This window comes from Methylosinus trichosporium OB3b (assembly GCF_002752655.1).
GTDB classification, from domain to species: Bacteria; Pseudomonadota; Alphaproteobacteria; order Rhizobiales; family Beijerinckiaceae; genus Methylosinus; species Methylosinus trichosporium.
Genome location: NZ_CP023740.1, coordinates 113,966 through 132,376, shown reverse-complemented (window position 1 = coordinate 132,376; position 18,411 = coordinate 113,966). Strand labels below are relative to the sequence as shown.

Annotated in this window: 9 protein-coding genes; 5 read left to right on the top strand and 4 right to left on the bottom strand. The window is 70.2% G+C overall.

Annotation, left to right across the window (positions count from 1 at the left end; all coding sequences use genetic code 11):
- Positions 1-162 precede the first annotated feature (162 nt).
- Genes CQW49_RS23920 through CQW49_RS23900 form a run of 5 tightly spaced genes read left to right on the top strand, consistent with a single transcriptional unit; the run spans position 163 to position 5,781 of the window.
- Positions 163-795, top strand: coding sequence for a TetR/AcrR family transcriptional regulator (locus CQW49_RS23920; protein ID WP_003615502.1), 633 nt, complete (start codon positions 163-165; stop codon positions 793-795).
- Positions 792-1,793: an HlyD family secretion protein gene (locus CQW49_RS23915; RefSeq protein WP_003615499.1), complete on the top strand. Its 1,002-nt coding sequence runs from the start codon at positions 792-794 to the stop codon at positions 1,791-1,793. The genes CQW49_RS23920 and CQW49_RS23915 overlap by 4 nt, the downstream gene beginning before the upstream one ends.
- The gene (locus CQW49_RS23910) at positions 1,790-3,511 is read left to right on the top strand and encodes an ATP-binding cassette domain-containing protein (RefSeq protein ID WP_003615497.1); all 1,722 of its coding nucleotides are present in this window, start codon (positions 1,790-1,792) and stop codon (positions 3,509-3,511) included. Before CQW49_RS23915 ends, CQW49_RS23910 begins: the two co-directional genes overlap by 4 nt.
- Positions 3,508-4,647 carry an ABC transporter permease gene (locus CQW49_RS23905; protein ID WP_003615495.1) on the top strand — a complete coding sequence of 380 codons (1,140 nt, stop codon included), beginning with the start codon at positions 3,508-3,510 and terminating at the stop codon, positions 4,645-4,647. Before CQW49_RS23910 ends, CQW49_RS23905 begins: the two co-directional genes overlap by 4 nt.
- Before the next feature lie 21 nt (positions 4,648-4,668).
- A complete protein-coding gene (locus tag CQW49_RS23900; protein ID WP_003615493.1) occupies positions 4,669-5,781 on the top strand; it encodes an ABC transporter permease in 1,113 nt (370 codons plus the stop codon).
- 146 nt (positions 5,782-5,927) lie between these two features.
- Here CQW49_RS23900 and CQW49_RS23895 read toward each other — a convergent pair whose 3' ends face one another.
- Genes CQW49_RS23895 through CQW49_RS23880 form a run of 4 tightly spaced genes read right to left on the bottom strand, consistent with a single transcriptional unit; the run spans position 5,928 to position 18,365 of the window.
- The gene (locus CQW49_RS23895) at positions 5,928-6,380 is read right to left on the bottom strand and encodes an SRPBCC domain-containing protein (protein ID WP_003615491.1); all 453 of its coding nucleotides are present in this window, start codon (positions 6,378-6,380) and stop codon (positions 5,928-5,930) included.
- Positions 6,377-7,162: a thioesterase II family protein gene (locus CQW49_RS23890; RefSeq protein WP_003615488.1), complete on the bottom strand. Its 786-nt coding sequence runs from the start codon at positions 7,160-7,162 to the stop codon at positions 6,377-6,379. The genes CQW49_RS23895 and CQW49_RS23890 overlap by 4 nt, the downstream gene beginning before the upstream one ends.
- On the bottom strand, positions 7,159-9,564 hold the full coding sequence (locus CQW49_RS23885) for a beta-ketoacyl synthase N-terminal-like domain-containing protein (RefSeq protein ID WP_003615487.1): 2,406 nt from the start codon (positions 9,562-9,564) through the stop codon (positions 7,159-7,161). The genes CQW49_RS23890 and CQW49_RS23885 overlap by 4 nt, the downstream gene beginning before the upstream one ends.
- A gap of 5 nt (positions 9,565-9,569) precedes the next feature.
- Positions 9,570-18,365, bottom strand: coding sequence for a type I polyketide synthase (locus CQW49_RS23880; protein ID WP_198586460.1), 8,796 nt, complete (start codon positions 18,363-18,365; stop codon positions 9,570-9,572).
- Between the last annotated feature and the right edge of the window lie 46 nt (positions 18,366-18,411).

The following is an 18,411-nucleotide window of genomic DNA, read 5'->3' as shown; positions in this document are numbered from 1 at the left end:
CGTGAGAATATTTAACCTCGATATTCTAACGTTTCGTGGCTTTTTCGATTCGGAATCGGATATTCTCAAGCCAAGATGGCTCCTGACACCGTGATTTGATATTGACTGACTAGTCAGTCGTGACTATCGTCGACCGCAACGTCAAATTCGAGAGCCGATGAGATGTCGACGGCGAGCCCCGAGAAAAGGCGAAGAACCGATCCGGAAGGACGTCGTAGGGCAGTTCTCGCCGCCGCCGCGAGAGTCTTCGCGCAGAAAGGATTTGTCGGCGCCAAGCTAGAAGACGTCGCACTTGAGGCGGGCGTCGCGAAGGGCACCATCTATCTCTATTTCCGCGACAAACAAGATCTGTTCGAGCAGCTCGTCAGAAACGCGGTCACTCCCGTCCTCTCGCGCGTCGACGAGCTCGCCGAACGCACCGACTTATCGTTCGACGTCATGCTCGCCGAGCTCTTCGACACGTTCCGCGAGGACATTCTCGGGACGAGCCGCAAGAACATCCTGCTGCTCGTCATCGCCGAAGGCGGACGTTTTCCGCAGATCGCCGAATTCTACCATCGGGAGGTGATCGCCAAGGCGATGGAGGCGGTGCGCAAATCGGCGCGCCGGGCGCAGGCTTCCGGCCGCTTCGACCCTTCCAGCCTTCTCGACTTTCCGCAGCTCGTGGTCGCGCCGCTGTTGCTGAGCGTGGTCTGGGACAATCTGTTCTCGAAATTCGATCCCCTCGACGTCGAAGGCCTTCTGGCCGCCCACCGCGACATCCTCATCCATGCGCTGCAAAGGACGAAATCGTGAAGCGCAAAGCGATTCTCGCCGCCTCGCTCGTCGCGGCCCTCCTCGGATTCTGGCTGTGGAGGCGCGCTCCAGCCGACGACGGTCCGCTTCTGCTCGCCGGCAATGTCGAGGTGCGCCAGATCGATCTCGCATTCAAGGTCGGCGGCCGGATCAAGCGGCTGCTCGTCGACGAAGGCGACCATATCGCCGAAGGCCAGACGATCGCCGTTCTGGACAAGATCTATTTCGAGGAGGCCCTCTCGCAGGCGCAGGCGCAGCGCGATCAGGCGGCGGCCAATCTCGCCAAGCTCGAAGCCGGCAATCGTCCCGAGGAGATCGCCCAGGTCGAGGCGACGGTGGCGGAACGCGAGGCGATGCTGCTCAACGCGCAGCAGACGCTCGAACGCTCCGACCAGCTCATGAAAAAGGGAGCCGGCTCGCGTCAAACCTCCGAAGACGCAACGGCGGCGCAAAGAGAGGCCGAGGCGCGGCTCAGATCAGCGCGCCACGCGCTGCGCCTCATGCAGATCGGCTTCCGCAAGGAGGAGATCGACGTCGCCCGCGCGCAATTGGCCGAAAGCGAAGCCGTCGCGCAGATTTCGGCGCGCCAGCTCGCCGACGCCGAGCTCGCGGCGCCGAGCGCCGGCGTGATTCTCAGTCGCGTGCGCGAGGTCGGGGCCATTGTCGACGCCGGCGAGACGGTTTTCGTGTCGAGCCTCACGACGCCGGTCTGGGTGCGCAGCTATGTGTCGGAGCCGGATTTGCCGCGCGTGCGTCCCGGCATGCCGGTCGCGGTGACGGCGGATGGCGGCGCCGGACCTTTCGAAGGACGCCTCGGCTTCATTTCGACCACGGCGGAATTCACGCCGAAGTCCGTGGAGACGCGCGAATTGCGCACGGCCCTGGTCTATCGGCTGCGCGTCCTCGTCGATGATCCGGGCGGTGTCCTGCGCCAGGGCATGCCGGTCACCATCACGGCGCAACGGCCGCCGGACGGCGCGCGCGAGGCGGCGCGATGACCGAGCCGCTCGTCTCGATCGAAAATCTGAGCAAGCGCTTCGCCGCCGCCGGGCCGCCGGCGCTGGACGCGCTCAGCATTTCGATCGCAGGCGGCCGGGTGACGGGTCTCGTCGGTCCGGACGGCGCCGGCAAGACGACGCTGATGCGTCTCATGGCCGGCCTGCTGACGCCGAGCGACGGCCGCATCGAGGTCTGCGGCTTCGACGTGGACGCGGAAACCGCCTCGGTCCGCGACGCGATCGGCTATATGCCGCAGCGCTTCGGCCTCTATGAGGATCTCACGGTCGGCGAGAATCTCACGCTCTACGCCGATCTGCGCGGCGTCGTCGGCCCTGCGCGGCGGGACACATTCGATCGGCTGCTCGCCTTCACCGATCTCGCGCGCTTCGTGGATCGCCGCGCCGGCGCGCTCTCCGGCGGCATGAAGCAGAAGCTCGGTCTCGCCTGCGCCATGCTGAACGCGCCCTCCCTGCTGCTGCTGGACGAGCCGAGCGTCGGCGTCGATCCCATTTCGCGCCGCGAGCTCTGGCGCATGGTCTACGCGCTAGTCGAGGACGGAGTCGCCGTGGTCTGGAGCACGGCCTATCTCGACGAGGCGGAAAATTGCGCCGAGGTGGTCGTGCTCGACGCCGGCCGCGTCCTCTATCAGGGCGATCCCAAGGCGATGACCGCCGGAGCCGCCGGCCGCGCCTATCACATCCTCGGAGCCGCCGACGAGCGTCGGACTTTTCTGGCGCAGGCGATCGCCCGGCCGGAGGTGATCGACGGCGTGGTGCAGGGAGACGCGATCCGTCTCGTTCTCCGCGAAGGCGCGGCAGCGCCCGCCGCCGCCGATTTCGGCCGCGCGGATTTGTCGATCGAGCCCGTCACGCCGCGCTTCGAGGACGCCTATGTGGCGCTGCTCGGCGGCCTGCCCAAACGGACGACGACGATCGACGCGCCGCCTCGGCCCGCCGCGGACGGCTCGTCGCCGGTCGAAGCCCGCGAGCTGACGCGGCGCTTCGGCGCTTTCGTCGCCGCCGACCGGATTTCCTTTCGGATCGCGCGCGGCGAGATTTTCGGCCTGCTCGGGCCCAACGGCGCCGGCAAATCCACGACCTTCAAAATGATGTGCGGGCTCCTGCGGCCGAGCGAGGGAAAGGCTCTCGTCGACGGCCTCGATCTCGACAAAGCCCCTGCGGCGGCCCGCTCGCGGCTCGGTTACATGGCGCAGAAATTCTCGCTCTACGGCGATCTCGGCGTGCGCCAGAATCTCGAATTCTTCGCCGGCGTCTACGGCCTCACGGCCGCAAAGCGACGCGAGGCGATCGAGCGGGTGGCCGCGGCCTTCGATCTCGAGCCGCATTTTCACGCCAGCGCCGGGCTGTTGCCGCTCGGCTTCAAGCAGCGCCTCGCGCTCGCCTGCGCCGTCATGCACCAGCCCTCCGTGCTGTTCCTGGACGAGCCCACCGCCGGCGTCGATCCGCTGACGCGCCGGGAGTTCTGGGGCTTCATCAACGCCATGGTGGCGCAGGGCGTCACCGTCATGGTGACGACCCATTTCATGGACGAGGCCGAATATTGCGACCGGATCGCGCTCATCTATCGCGGTAAGAGCATCGCTGTCGACACGCCGAAGGCCCTTCAGGCGCGGGTGAGGAGCGAGGCGCTGCCGAATCCGACCCTCGAGGACGCCTTCATCGGACTGGTGAAGGCCCACGACGCGGCGGCGGCGTGAGAGCGAGCCGGCAGGATCGGCGCCGCCGCGTCGCGCGGCGCATACGCGCGCTCATCGTCAAGGAGACGCTGCAGATTCTGCGCGACCCCTCGAGCTATGTCGTCGCCTTCCTGCTGCCCGCCCTCCTGCTCCTGCTGTTCGGATTCGGCGTCTCGTTCGACGCGACCAGAGTGCGGATCGGCCTCGTCGTCGAGCAGCCGACGCCCGAGACGACTCTGTTCGAAGCCTCGCTCTTCAACTCGCCTTTCTTCGAGGTCCGCCGCGCCGGCGATCGGCGCGCCTTCGCCGACGATCTTGCCCGCGGCCGGCTGGACGGCGTGGTCGTCCTGCCGGGCGACTTCTCGATTCGCCTTCACCGCGGCGATACGGCGGGCGTTCAGCTCATCACCGACGGAGGCGATCCGAATACGGCCGCTCTCGCGACCGCCTATGTGCAAGGCGCCTGGCAATCCTGGCGGGAGCGACGCCTGCCGGATGCGGCGGACGGCCAGCGCATCCGCGTGTCGTCGCGCGTCTGGTTCAATCCCGAGCTCGAGAGCCGCCGCTTCCTCGTGCCGGGCTCCATCGCGATGATCCAGATGATGATCGGCTCGCTGCTCACCGCGCTGGTCGTCGCGCGCGAATGGGAGCGCGGCACTATCGAGGCGCTGCTCGCCACGCCGGTCGGCATCGGCGAATTCATAATCGGCAAGCTGGTCCCCAATTTCGCGCTCGGACTTTGCGCCATGGCCGTATGCGTTGCCGCGGCGCGCTTCGTGTTCGATATTCCGCTGCGCGGCTCGATGCTGAGCCTCACCGCGCTCACCGCCGTCTTCCTGCTCGTCGCGCTGGGGCTCGGCCTCCTCATCTCTACGGCGGCGCGGACGCAATTCCTGGCGAGCCAGATCGCCATGGTGGTCGCCTTTCTGCCCGGCCTCTATTTCTCCGGCTTTCTGTTCGAGATCGCCAGTATGCCGGCGCCGCTGCGCGCCTTCGCCGCTATCGTCCCCGCGCGCTACTATGTGCGCGCCCTGCAGACGATCTTTCTCGCCGGCGACATCACGGCCGTGCTCGTCCCTTGCGCGCTCGTCCTGCTGTTCATGGCGGCGGCGCTGTTCGCAGCGACGGCGCGAAACACCAAGCAACGACTAGATTGAGGCTCGAAGGCGGAGGTTCTCATGATGTGGACGAGAATTCGCGCGCTGATCGTCAAGGAGCTCCTCGCCGCCTTCCGCGATCCACGCGCGCGCGTCGCCTTGGTCGTTCCGCCGGTCATACAGCTCTTCCTGTTCGCTTACGCGGCCACGCTGGAAGTGACCAATCAGCCGATCGGCGTGCTCGATCAGGATTGGGGCGCCGCCTCGCGACAGCTCGTCGCCCGCTTCGAGCGCGCGTCGGCCTTCTCGACGATCCATCACTATGCGAGCCTTTCCGAAGCGCAATCCGCGCTCGATCGCCAGGACGTGATGGTCGTCACGCACATCCCGCAGGATTTCTCCCGTAAGCTGGCCAGCGGCGACGAGACCACCGTGCAGACGCTGCTGGACGGCCGCAAATCCAACAGCGCCCAGCTCGTCAGCAACTATGTCGCGACCATCGTGCAGCGTTTCGGCGAGGAATACCGTCGCGGCGCGGCGGCTTCCCCTCCGGCCAGCGAGCTCGTCGATCGCAGCTGGTACAATCCAAATCGCGATTATCGGATGTCGATGGTGCCCAGTCTGGTCGCGACGCTGACGATGTCGACCGTTCTGATGATCGTCGGCATGTCGGTGGCGCGCGAGCGCGAGCTCGGCACATTCGAGCAATTGCTGGTATCGCCCCTTCAGCCTCACGAGATCGTCGTCGGCAAGGCCGCGCCGGGCCTCATCATCGGCCTCGGCCAGGGCGCTCTGACGACGCTCATCGTCACGCAGATTTTCGGCGTCCCGCTCTCCGGCTCGATTGCGGCGCTGTTCCTCGGCTTGTTCGTGTTCCTCGCCGCGATGATCGGCGTCGGCCTGTTCATCTCCTCGCTCGCCGGAAACCAGCAGCAGGCGATGATGGGCGCCATGGTCTATCTGATGCCGGCCATGCTGCTGTCGGGATTCACCAGCCCCGTGCACAATATGCCGAATTGGCTGCAGCCGCTCGCCCTCGTCAATCCGCTCACGCATTTTCTCATCATCGTGCGCGGAGCCTTCCTGCGCGAAGCATCGTTCTGGAGCGCTCTGGAGCATATCTGGCCGATCGCGGCTTTCGCCGCCGTGACGCTGGCGATGGCGAGCTGGCTGTTCCGCCGCCAGACGCAATGACGATCCGCGCAGGGACGACTCGACTGCCGTCGGCATATGGTTTGCTGCTGATCGCTTCGCGCGACATTCGCCGCTTTCCTTCTCCCCGCGAGCGACCGCGAGCGGGGAGAAGGGGAATGCGCCGAAGCAATCAGCCGAAAGCCGGGTCAGCCGGCGGGCGCGAGCGCCTCGGCGCGTTCGCGCAGAGCGCTATTGAATGAATGAAAGGCGCGCCGCGTATGCGTGTCGAGCCGCTTCCAGAACAAAGGAACGAGCATGCCGCCGAAGGCTTCTTTCTGCGCGAAACGCGTGACGGTCTCCGACAGCGGCTCCAGTCGGAAGGAATGCTCGCCCGTGAACAGGAAACGCGCGCCGACGACGCCGCGCCAGCGCAATTCGACAGCCTCGTCGAAAGCGACGATGCGCGGACGCATGAGCATGACGCCGCCTCCGCCGTCATCGAGCCGCACCGCGAGCGGCGCTCCGCGCCGCGCTTCGCCGTCGATCGACAGGATGAAGCGGCTCCATTGCGGATAGCTCGGAAAGTCGACGAGCGCGCGCCAGACGGTTTCGACCGGCGCGGCGATTTCTATGGTGGTCTCGATGATCCGCTGGCTCATGGCGCTCTCGCTGCTAGGGGTGAACGTGTCGGCGTCGGGCGGACGCCGCTATATTCGATATCGGCGACGATCCCGCGCGTGAGCGCGGCGAAGGCGGCGCCGAAGAAGTAGAAATGTCCGCCTTCGAATTGCCGCAGGCGAAAGCTTCCTGTCGTCTCCTGTTCCCAGGCTTCCATGACTTTCGGAGGCGCCCAGGGGTCTTTCGTTCCGGCGAAGGCGGTCATCGGGCAAGCGCATCGCGCGCGCGCCGCCTCCGGCTCGTAGGATTCGACGGCGGCGAGATCGGCGCGCGCGTTGCGCAGGAAAAGCTGCAGGAACTCCGGCGAGTCGCCGAGCCGCTGCGGCGTGCCGCCGAGCGCGAGAAGCTCTTCCAGCAGCGCCGCGTCGTCGTATTCGTGCAGGCTGCGGCGCGTCGGCGGCAGAGCCGGCGCGATGCGGCCGGAGACGCCGATCCAGATCGGCGGAGCGCCCATGCCGTCGCAGGCGCGCCCCACCTCGGCGGCGATGATCGCGCCGAGACTGTGCCCGAATAGGGCGAGCGGCGCATCGACCCACGGGCGCACGTCCTCGGTCACGCGCGCGACGAGGTCGGCCATGACGGCGATCGGCCGCTCGCCGAAGCGTTTGCCGCGCCCCGGCAGATCGTGCAGCAGCAGATCCCAACCGCTCGGGATCGCCGCGCTCATCGGATAATAGGTCCCTGCGGAGCCGGCCGCATGATGGAAGACGACGAGGCGCGCCGCGGGATTTGCGACCGGGCGCGGGCGGACGAAGGGGCTCACAGCGCGAGCTCCTCGTCCGCCGGCGCCCGCGCCGCGAGCACGTGATCGCCGATCTGCGCGAATAGGGAATCGAGCGGCAGATCTGTCGCCAGAGCCTCGAGCGGCAGATCGACGCCATAGGCCTGCTCGACGCTCTTCTTCAGCAGCATGGCGATGAAGGAATCCCCGCCGAGGGCGAAGAAGGATTGCGAGCGATCGAGCTCCTCCTCGGCCCGCAGCAGCTCCTTGAGCTCCGCGGCGAGGAAGATGTCGAGCTCGTCGCGCAGCGGCGCGCCGTCCTCGCCGCCGATGTCCGCGAAGCCGAGCGCCGCGGCCTCGCCCTGGAGGCTCGGCGTCGGCTCGTCGATCTCCTCGATCCAGAAGCGCTCGCGGCGGAACGGATAGGTCGGCAGATCGCCGATGAATCGCGCGCCCGGCGCGCACAACGTGTCGAAGCGCAGATCGGCGCCGGCGACGAACAGCGCCGCCAGCGCGTCGAGCAGTAGCTGCGGCGTCTCGCCCGCGTCGCGGGTCGCGAGCGGCATGTGGACATGCCCCCATTCGAGCTGCGCGGCGACCGGCTCCGCGTCGCGGAGGATCTTGGCGCGCAGGCCGAGCCGGCGCAAAATTCGGTCGAGGCGCAGCTCTGGCCCGGCCGACGCGTCCTCGTCGGGCGTCAGCGACGGAAAGACGCGCGCCAGCTCCAGAAGCGCAGGCTCGATGGCCGCTCCCGCCGAGCCGAGACGCAGGCGCACGGAAGGCGCGCTCGCGCCGGCCGAAAGCGGCGCTTCCGCCGCACGGGTGAGCGCGGCGGCGGCCTCGGCGCCGGTCGCGCCGGTCACTGCGAGCCGATACGGCAGAGGAGCGCGTCCGGCGCGCAGCGTGTGCGCGATCGCGGCGAGCTCCTCGGCGCCGGCGGCGGCGAGGCGAGGCGCGACGGACCTCGCCAATATCTGCAGCGCGGCGGCGTCGCGCGCGGAGAGGACGATGAGCTCGCGCCGCGCCTTTGCGGGCGCGGCGGTCGGCGCCGCCGGCGCGGCTTCGAACACGGCGTGCGCATTGGTGCCGCTGAGGCCGAAGGCGCTGACGCCGGCGAGGCGACGCGCCGAGCCCGGCGGCCAGGCGAGCGTCTCGCGCGGCACGACGATGGGCATTCGATCCCACGGAACCATCGGGTTGAGCGGTCCGTCGGCCTCGCTCAGAGCCGCCGGAATCTCGCCGTGGCGCAGCATCAGGATCAGCTTGATCACGCCGGCGATTCCCGACGCCGCTTCGAGATGGCCGATCCGCGTCTTCACGCTGCCGAGGACAAGCGGCGCGCGACGCTCGGCCGCGCCGCCGCCGAGCGTCGCGTCGAGCGCCCCGATCTCGATCGGATCGCCGAGCGCCGTTCCCGTGCCATGCGCCTCGACATAGCCGATCTCCTCGGCCCGCGCGCCGGCGTCGGCGAGCGCCGCGGCGATCACCTCCCTTTGCGCCGGTCCGCTCGGGACCGTCAGCCCCGAGGAGGCGCCGTCATGGTTGACGGCGACGCCGCGCAGCACGGCGAGGATCGGACGCCCCTCGCGCTCCGCCTCGTCGAGACGCATCAGCGCGATCACGCCCACGCCCTCCCCGCGGCCGTAGCCGTCGGCCGCGGCGGTGAAGGTCTTGGAGCGCCCGTCCGGGGCGAGCGCCCGGCTCTGGCAGAGCGAGACCATGAGGTCAGGGGAAAACAGCATGTTGGCGCCGCCGACCAGCGCATAGCGGCATTCGCGCCGGCGCAGGCTCTGCGCGGCCAGCTGCAGCGCGACCAGCGAGGACGAGCAGGCCGTGTCGACAGCGAGCGCCGGGCCGCAGAAGCCCATCACATAGCTGATGCGGCCGGCGGCGAAGCAATGGCCGCCGCCCGTGCCGAAATAAGGATCGACGTCCCTCTTGTCCGCGCGACCCAGCCGCCGCTCGCCATATTCGGACGCCATGACGCCGACGAAGACGCCGACCGGAAGCCGGTCGCCGCGCCGCGCCGCAATCCCGGCGCGCTCCAGCGCCTCCCAGGCTGTTTCGAGCAGAAGACGCTGCTGCGGATCGAGCGCCTCGGCCTCGCGCTGCGAGACGCCGAAGAATTTCGCATCGAAGGCGGCGACGTCGTCGAGGAAGCCGGCGCGCTTCACATAGGAGCGTCCGGGCCGATCCGGCCGCGCGTCATAGACGGCCCGCAGGCCGGGGCGGTCTTCGGGAACCTCCGACAGCGCGTCCCCCTCGCCGCACAGGAAACGCCAATAATCCTCCGGCGTCGCTATGCCGCCCGGGAGACGCAGCCCCATGCCGATCACCGCGAGCGGGGCGCGCGTTTCATTCTCCAGCTCACGCAGACGCGCTTTCAGGCGGCGCGACTGCGTCAATTGCTTTTCCACGAGGGAGCGCAAATTTTCGGCGTTCATGATTGTCACTCCGATTCTGCGAGATCGTCTTCGACGAATTTGAACAGCTCTTCGAACGAGACCGCCGATAGATCGTCGAGCGGCTCGAGATGCTCTTGCGACGCGCGGCCGGACGCCTCCGGCTCGTCGCCGCCGACGAGCGTGGCGAGGAAGCGCGCCATCGCCGCGACGTTTGGATGATCGATGGCGACGGTCGCCGGCAATTCGAGTCCGAGCGCCTGCGACAGCCGCGCGCGCAGATCGATGGCCATGATCGAATCGAGACCCATCTCGGCGAAGCCGCCGTGATCGTCGACGACCTCGGCGTCGCCGATCGCCTCGCCGACCAGCGCGCGAAGCGCCTCGCGCAGCGCGTCCTCGTGCAGGTCCGGATCGGACGATGAAAGCGCGGCGCGCAGCCAGCCGCGCGCCTGCTCGGGCGCGCTCGCCGGCGTCGCAGCGCGCGGCGCGGCGGCGAGCCCGGAGACCAGCGTCGCGCGCGGAGCGCCGACGACGGCGGCGTAACGGGCGAAATCCGCGGAGACGGCGACGATGCGCGTCTGCGCGCCGGCCGCCGCGAGCGCGACGAGCCGCGCCGCCTCGGCGTCGGCGAGCGGCCGCACGCCGAGGCGCTCCGCCGCCCTGACCGCCGTCTCAGAGGCCGCCATGCCGCCTTTCGTGTCGGGAATCCACGGTCCCCAGGCGATGCTCGTCGACGGCGTCCCTGCGGCGCGCAGAGCCTGCGCGAGGCCGTCGAGATAGCCGTTGGCGGCGGCGTAGCTCGTCTGCCCGGCCGAGCCGAGCGCGGCGGCGACCGAGGAGAACAGAACGAAATTCGCGATCTTCTCGTCCCGCAAGGCCGCCGCGAGCGTCTCGGCGCCGCGCGCCTTGGCCGCGAAAGTCTTGGCGAAGGACGTCGGCGTCACCCGATCGAAAGACTGGTCGTCGTTCGCGCCGGCGAGATGGAACGCCATGGCGATCGGGGCGATCTCTTTCGCCGCCGCCACGGCGCGGTCGCAGGCGGCGCGGTCGGCGACGTCGCCGCGCGATACGAGGACGCGCACGCCCTGCGCCGCGAGCTCGTCGACGACTGATTGCGCGGCGGCGTCCGGCGCCGACCGCCCCATGAGAACCAGTCCGCGCGCGCCGGCGCCAGCGAGCATTCTCGCCACGCTCGTTCCGAGCGCGCCGAGGCCGCCCGATACGATGACGCTGCCCTCGATCCGCATGTCGGGCGCGGCCGTCGCGACCGGCGTCAGACGCGCAACGCGCGCGCCCGCCGCGCCGAGCGCAAGGCGCGTCTCGTCGATCTCGCCGATGACGAGCGGCGCGAGCCGCGCGGCGCTCCACCCGTCTTCGAGCGCGACCCGCAGAAGGCGTCGGCCGGCATCCTCGGCTTCGAGCGCCGCGAGCAATCCCCACAGCGCTTCGCGAATCGGCGCCGCCTCCGGCCCGCCGTCCGCGAGCACGACATAAGGGATGTCGCGCGGCGCCGACTGCAGCGCCGCCGCGAGCGCGACAACCGCATGTTCGGCGTCCTCGGCGCTCGCCGCGTCGATGGAGGCGAATCGCGCGTCGACGATCCGCTCCGCGCCTTCAGCGCCGGGCGAAACCTCGCAGCCCTGCGCCCGGAACGCCGCCGCGAGATCGCGCGCCGCCGATTCGCCGGCGGCGTTCACGACGGCGACGCGTCTCGCTCTATCCGCCGTTTCGCGACGGGCCGGCAATTCGGCCCAGGCGAATTCAAAGGCGTGCTCCGCGCCGCGCCGCAGGCTGCGCTCCAGCAACTCGCGCGGGGCGTGGCGCACGCGGAACTCGTCGGCGTAAAAGAGGCTCTCGCCGAATTCGCCGAAGAGCTGCAGATCGGCGGCCTCGACGCGCAGCCGGCCGCGCGGCAGCGCCTCGGCGCGCAGAATGCGCGCATGGCCCCAGAGCGGGCGCCCCGCTGCGGGCCGGCCGTGGAAGGAGAGCCGCCGCGCCGCGAAGGGGATGGCGAGCGAAGGCGCCTCGCTCGCCTCGTCGTCGACCATGAAGCCGGCGATGCTCTGGAAACAGGCGTCGATGAGGCCGGGATAGAATTCATAGTCGCGCGGATCGTCCGGCAGCGCCGGCTGCGCAAAGCGCACCAGCGCCTCCTCGCCGCGGATCCACACCTCCGCGATCCAGCGGAACGACGGCCCGAGCGTATAGCCGAGCGCGCGGAAATAGGCGTAGAACGCCTCCCCCGTGATATGCCGCTCGGCCGTCGCGATGAATGCATCGCGATCGATCGACGCCGCGCCGCCATGCCCATCGCCGCCATGCCCATCGTCGGCGAGCCGCGCCATCAGATGCTCCTGCCAGACGCCACGTTCGGCGTCGATCAGGCTGTGCACGGCGATCTCGTCGGGACGGTCGCGGCCGACGACGATCTGCGCCTCGTAGCGTTCTGTCTCGAGCACGACGAGCGCGCGCGGACAGACGAGATCGTCGAGCGCGACGGCGCGTCCGTCCGGAGCGATCGCGGAGAGTATCGTCGCGAGATGCGAGGCGACGGGCGTGACCACCGCGCCATAGAGCCGGTGATCGGTGAGATAGGCGGGAAACGCCGCGCTCCGCTCGAAGGCGAACACGCGTCCGGCGATCGCCGGTGAACGCAGCTCGTCGCCGAAGTGGCGCAAGCCCGTTCGCTCCGCCGCTCTGCTCTGCGCGACGGCCGGCTGAACCTTGGTCCAATAGCGCGTCGCGGCGAAAGGATAGGCCGGCGCCGGCGCGCGCGGCGCCTGCATCGCGGCGTGCGCGGCGCCCCAGTTCAAATCCTGGCCGGCCTCGTAGAGCGTCTTCGCCGCCGCGAGAAGGCTGGCGCGGTCCTTCGCGCCGCGCCGCAGCGAGGCCGCCGCGCCGCCGGCCGGCGTCAGCCCGGCGGCATTGACGAGATTGACGAGCGTGCGGTCCGGCCCGATCTCGAGGCAGAGATCCGCCCCGAATTCGCGGATGGCTTGCGCGCCGTCGTGGAAACGCACCGGCTGGCGCACATGGCGGCGCCAATAAGCCGCGTCGTAAGCGCCCGCCTCCGCAAGCCGACCGGTGAGATTGGAGACGATCGGCACGGCCGGCGCATGGAAGGCGAAGCCCGCGATCTTCTCCTCCAGCTCGTCGAGGATCGGCTCCATCAGACGAGAGTGGAAAGCGTGCGAGACGGCGAGCGGCCGCGCCATGATCTTCTCGTCCTTCATACGCGCGGCGAAAGCCGCCACCGCCTCGGGCTGGCCGGCGACGACGACGGACTCGGGCCCGTTGACGGCCGCGACGTCGAGCGGCGCGTCGGCGATCCAGGCGCTCGCCTGCTCGAGCGTCGCGCTGATGGCGAGCATCGCGCCGGATCGCGTCGACTGCATGAGCCGCGCCCGATGCGCGATCAGCGTCAGCCCCGCTTCGCGCTCGAGCACGCCGGCGTAGATCGCGGCGGCGACCTCGCCGACGCTGTGGCCCATGACCACCGAGGCGGTCACGCCATAGGACGCCCAAAGCTCGGCGAGCGCCAGCTCGAGGGCGACGAGCGCCGGCTGGGTGACGCGCGTCTGATCGATCGCCTCGTTGTCGGCGCCGAACAGCGTCAGCTCCGCGAGAGAGGCGCCGAGATGCGGCGCGAGAATGCGGTCGCAATCGTCGAAGACGGCGCGGAACTTGGGCTCGGTTTCATAGAGCTCCCGCCCCATGCCGAAATGCTGGCTCCCCTGCCCCGAGAACAGGAAGGCGATGCGCGGCGCCCGTCCCGCGACAGCCGCCGCGCGCGTCGAGCCGAGCGCGGCGACGATCTCGTCCTTCGTCTTGCCGAGCACAGCGCGGCGGAAGGCGAAATGCGCACGTCCGGCGCCCGCCGTGGCGACAAGCGACGGCAGGGCGGCGTCCTCCGCCGTGGCGAGACGCTCGCGCCAGAGCGCCTCGACGCGCGCCAGTCCTTCGGCGTCGGGCGCAGTCAGCGGCAGCAGATAAGGCCCTTCGCCGCCGGACGCCGCGCTTGCATCGGGCTCCGCGCTCTCCTCGATGAGGATATGCGCATTTGTTCCGCTGAAGCCGAAGCCGGAGACGCCGGCGACGCGCGGCTCCTCGGCGACCCAGGGCGTATGCCGGTCGACGACGCGCGCATTCAGCTCGCTCCAGCGAATATGCGGATTGAGCGTCGCGCAATGCAGGCTGGCGGGCAGCTCGCGATGACGCAGCGCCAGCACGGTCTTGATGACCGAGACGACGCCCGCCGAGGACTCGCCGTGTCCGACATTGCTCTTGACCGAGCCGAGACGCAGCGGCGCGTCCGCCGGCCGGTCGCGGCCGAGCACGGCCCAGGCGGCTTCGACCTCGATCGGATCGCCGAGCGAGGTGCCGGTGCCATGCGCCTCGAGATAGGAGACGCGCGCGGGCTCCAGCCCGGCGTCGGCGAGCGCCGCGGCGATCACCATCTGCTGCGCCTTGCCGCTCGGCGCGGTGAGGCCGGACGAGGCGCCGTCGTGATTCATCGCCGTTCCGCGGATCACGGCGAGCACGCGGTCGCCGTCCCGCCTCGCGTCGGAAAGGCGCTTCAGCACGAGCGCGCCGCACCCTTCCGACCGCACGAAGCCGTCGGCCTCCGCTGAGAAGGTCTTGCAGCGCCCGACCGGCGAGAGCATATGCGCGCGGCTGACAGCGACCGAGCAGGAGGGCGCGGCGATGACATTGACGCCGCCGGCGAGCGCGCAATCGCTCTCCCCGTTGCGCAACGAGCGCACGGCGAGATGAATGGCGACGAGCGAGGACGAGCAGGCCGTGTCCACGGCGAGCGCCGGCCCGTTGAGTCCCAGCACGAAGGCGATGCGCCCCGCGGCGGCGTTGAGCGCCGTGCCGGCGCCGAAATAGGCGTCGAGCTGCGCGAGCCCGCCCTGCTCGAGGAGACGCGCATAGTCCGAATTGGAGACGCCGACGAAGACGCCGGTTCGCGTTCCCTTCAGGCTTCTCGGATCGAGGCCCGCATCCTCCAGAGCATGCCAAGCCTCCCCGAGCATCAGCCGCTGCTGCGGATCGAGACTCTCGGCCTCGCGCGCCGGAATATGGAAGAAGGCGGCGTCGAAACGCGCGATGTCGCTGAGAAAGCCGCCCTGGTCGGTGGCGATCGCGCCGGCGCGGAGCGGATCGGGATCATGCAGCGCGCCAATGTCGAAGCGCTCCGGCGGCACCGGACCGACGGCGTCGCGTCCCTCGCGCAGCAGCTCCCAGAGCTCGTCGACCGAATCCGCGCCGGGGAAGCGGCCGGCCATGCCGATAATGGCGATGGGCTCTCCGCCCCCCGCGCCACGCTCGTCCTTCGCCGTGGCGAGCGCCGACGGCTCCGCGGCTCTTTCGCGCGGCTCCGCGGGCGCGGCGCGGCGCATTTCGATCTGCGGAGCCGCGCCGTCGCCGAACACGCGGGCGACGACGAAAGCGGAAAGGTCGTTCACCGTGGCGTGGTCGAAAATATCCGACATTTTCACGTCGAAGCCGAAGGCGGCCGACAAGTCGCGCGCCAGATCCACCGCCATGATGGAGTCGAGGCCGAGATCGAAGAAGCCGGCGTCCTCGCGCAGCGCGAGCGGTTCAGCGTAGCCGAGCGTCGCCGCCAGCACGGCGCCGATGTGGTCGCGCGCCATGCTCAGCCGCGCGCGCTCCGGCGCTTCGGCGAGAGCGACCGCCGCGCCCTGCCGCGCCGACGGCTGCGGCGCGAGCGCGGCGAATAATGCGCGCCGCTTCCGTCCCGCCATGACCTCCGAGAAGCGCGGCCAGTCGACGCCGCAGACGACGAGCGCGGACGCCGGAGCGCGTGCGGTCAGCGCGGCGCAGCCGGCCGCCGGCGAGAGCGCGCTCACCCCCATGCGGGCGAAATTGGCGCGCGAGGCCTCGTCCGCCATTCCATCCAGCGCCCAAGGCCCATAGGCGAGGCTCGCGGCCGGGAGCCCGGCGCCGCGGCGCGCGGCGACAACCCCCTCGAGACCGCCATTGGCGGCGCCATAGGCGGCGTAGCCGTCGGTTCCCCATACGGCGGAGACGGACGAGAGTGCGATGAAGAAGTCCAGCTCCTCCCCGCGCGTGAGCAGATCGAGCCAATGCGCCCCCGAATATTTGCCGCGCAGCGCGGCGGCGACGCCCGCCGCGTCGAGCTCGGCGACGGCTTTCGGCGCGAGCGTTCCGGCGCCGTGGACGACGCCGCCGATCGGTCGCGGCGCCTGCGCGAGCGCCGCGGCGAGCGCCGCCGCGTCGTCACAATCGACGGCCCGGTAGAGGGCCGTCGCGCCGTCGGCGCGCAGCCGCTCGAGACAATCGCGCGCCGCCGCTTCGAGCGCCGCTTCAGGCCGGCGTCCGAGCAGCAGGAAGCGCGTCGCGCCGCGGCGGGCGAGATCGGAGGCGACGGCGCGGCCGATCGCGCCGAGACCGCCCGTTATGACGTAAGTCGCGTCCGGGCGTATTGGAATTTCGGGCGAGAAGCTCACCGGAGCCGGACGCAGGCGCGCGACCAGCGCCGCGCCGTCGCGCACCGCCGCCGAGTCTTCCTCAACGCCGGCGCCGAGGAGGAAGCGGAAAAGCGCGTCCCCGTCGTGCGGACCGAGACTCGCCGGCAGATCGACGACGCCCCTCCAACTCGCCGGAAGCTCGAGGCCCAGCGCCGGGGAAAGCCCATGAATCAGCGCGTGATGGTTCGGAGCGACGGCTTCGGTCTCTCGCGTCTGCCGCGCGCCGCGCGTCACGGCGAGCATCTGCGCTCCGGCGCGCGCCGCTGCGCGGGCGGCGGCGATGACGGCGGCGCAGAGCTCGGCGCCGTCGCCCGCGACGTCGCGCGCGCCGGCGGCGTCCAGCAGAGCGGCGCCACGCAGGGCCAGCGCGAGTGTCGCGCCATCCGCCTGCGGCGTCGCGGCCCAGAAGGCGTCCCATGACGCATCGTCGGCTAGCGGCGCCTCGCCCTGCAGGACGAGGGCGTCTGTTCCATGCTCCTTCGCCGCCCGCGCCAGCGCATCGACGATTTCGGCGTCGTCTCCGGCGATCACGAGCCGGCCCGGTGGGACTACGCCGCCGAGCGGGGCCGGCTCCCAGGCGATCACATGCAGAGGCGGCGCGACCGGCGCCGGCGCGGCGGTCGCGAATTCGGGCGCATAGACGCTGCGCTGCCAGGGATAGCTCGGCAGATCGATCACATGGCGCGGCGACGGCGCGAGCGATGTCTCGCCGGTCTCGCCGCTCGAGACCGTCACGGCCGGCGACGGCGCGCCGCGCGCAATGGATGCGAGCGCCTCGATCGCCGCGGCGGGATCGGCGGCGGCGACGCGCGCCCGCAGGGAATGGCGCGCGCGGCCGAATGTCGCCGAATAGGCGAAAGCGCCGTATTCGGCGGCAGGCAGGCGCCCGAGCCGTTCGGCGTAGCGCGCCGCGAGCGCGCGCAGCGCCTCTTGCGATTTCCCCGAAATCTCGAACTCCTTCACCGACGCGGCCGCCGCCTCGCCGGGCGCCTCGGCGGGGCCGAGGACGATATGCGCATTGGTGCCGCTCATCCCGAAGGAGCTCACGCCCGCACAACGTCCGCCGCTCGTCCAGGGCGTGAGCGCGGTCGGCAGCGCGATCGCGGTTCCGTCGAGATCGATGCGCGGATTGAGAGTCTGGAAATGCACGAGCGGCGGTATCGCGCGCTTCTTCATGCAGGCGATCGCCTTCAGCACGCCGGCGACGCCCGCCGCCGCCTCGAGATGGCCGATATTGGTCTTAACGGCGCCGATGTGGAGCGGCGCGCCGCCGTTCCTGCGGCCGAGCGCCTGCGCGATCGCCTCCATCTCGATCGGGTCGCCGAGCGCCGTTCCCGTGCCATGCGCTTCGATGAGGCCCATGTCCTGCGGCGTGACGCCGGCGTCGGCGAGCGCAGCCTCGATCAGCGCGATCTGCGCCAGCACATTCGGCGCGGTGAAGCCGGTCGAGCGGCCGTCCTGATTGACCGCCGAGCCGCGGATCACCGCATGGACGCGATCGCCGTCGCGCAGCGCATGGTCGAGGCGCTTCAGCGCGAGCACGCCTGCGCCCTCGCCGCGCGTGAAGCCGTTGGCGCGGGCGTCGAAGGCCTTGCACAGCCCGTCCGGCGCGAGCGATCGCGTCTCGCGCACGAGGCGCGTCGAGCGCGGCGACAGCACGAGATTGACGCCGCCGGCGAGCGCCAGGTCGCAATCGCCGCGGCGCAGCGCCTGAGCGGCGAGATGCAGGGCGACGAGCGACGACGAGCAGGCCGTGTCGGTCGCCACCGCCGGGCCGGTGAGTCCCAAGGCGTAGGCGACGCGTCCGGCCGCGAAGCAATGGCCGTTGCCCGTCGCCCAATAGGCGTCCGGCTCCCCGCTCTGCCAGTCGCGATAGTCCTGGCCAGTGACGCCGATGAAGATTCCGCCGCGCGCGCCCTGCAGGCGGTCGGGCGGCAGCCCGGCGTCCTCGAGCGCCTCCCAACTCACCTCGAGCAGCAGGCGATGCTGCGGATCGAGCGCTTTCGCCTCGCGCGGGCTGATGCCGAAGAAGCTCGCGTCGAAGGAGGTGACGTCGTCGAGGAAGCCGCCTCTGTGCGGCAGGCTCGCCCACTCCTCGGCGAAGGGAGCGCGCCGCGCCTCGGGCATGATCCGCACCAGATCGCGCCCTTGCGCGAGCGCGCTCCAGAGGGTGTCGAGATCGTCGATTCCGCAGGGAAGACGCAGCCCGACGCCCACCACGGCGATCGGCTGGGTCGAGCCCTGGGCGTCGAGCTGCGCCTTCAGACGGCGGATCGTATCGAGCGCGCGCGTGAGCGGAGTGGGGGCTGCCGGTTCGAGTTCCATCGACGTCGATCCTGTTCGAAATGATAACTGAAAATGAGAAGCGGCG

What these genes read in the sequence shown, in the direction of transcription:
- CQW49_RS23910 (WP_003615497.1), top strand. Translation starts at nt 1,790, where the DNA reads ATGACCGAGCCGCTCGTCTCGATCGAAAATCTGAGCAAGCGCTTCGCC.
- CQW49_RS23920 (WP_003615502.1), top strand. Translation starts at nt 163, where the DNA reads ATGTCGACGGCGAGCCCCGAGAAAAGGCGAAGAACCGATCCGGAAGGA.
- CQW49_RS23885 (WP_003615487.1), bottom strand. Translation starts at nt 9,564, where the DNA reads ATGAACGCCGAAAATTTGCGCTCCCTCGTGGAAAAGCAATTGACGCAG.
- CQW49_RS23895 (WP_003615491.1), bottom strand. Translation starts at nt 6,380, where the DNA reads ATGAGCCAGCGGATCATCGAGACCACCATAGAAATCGCCGCGCCGGTC.
- CQW49_RS23880 (WP_198586460.1), bottom strand. Translation starts at nt 18,365, where the DNA reads ATGGAACTCGAACCGGCAGCCCCCACTCCGCTCACGCGCGCGCTCGAT.
- CQW49_RS23900 (WP_003615493.1), top strand. Translation starts at nt 4,669, where the DNA reads ATGATGTGGACGAGAATTCGCGCGCTGATCGTCAAGGAGCTCCTCGCC.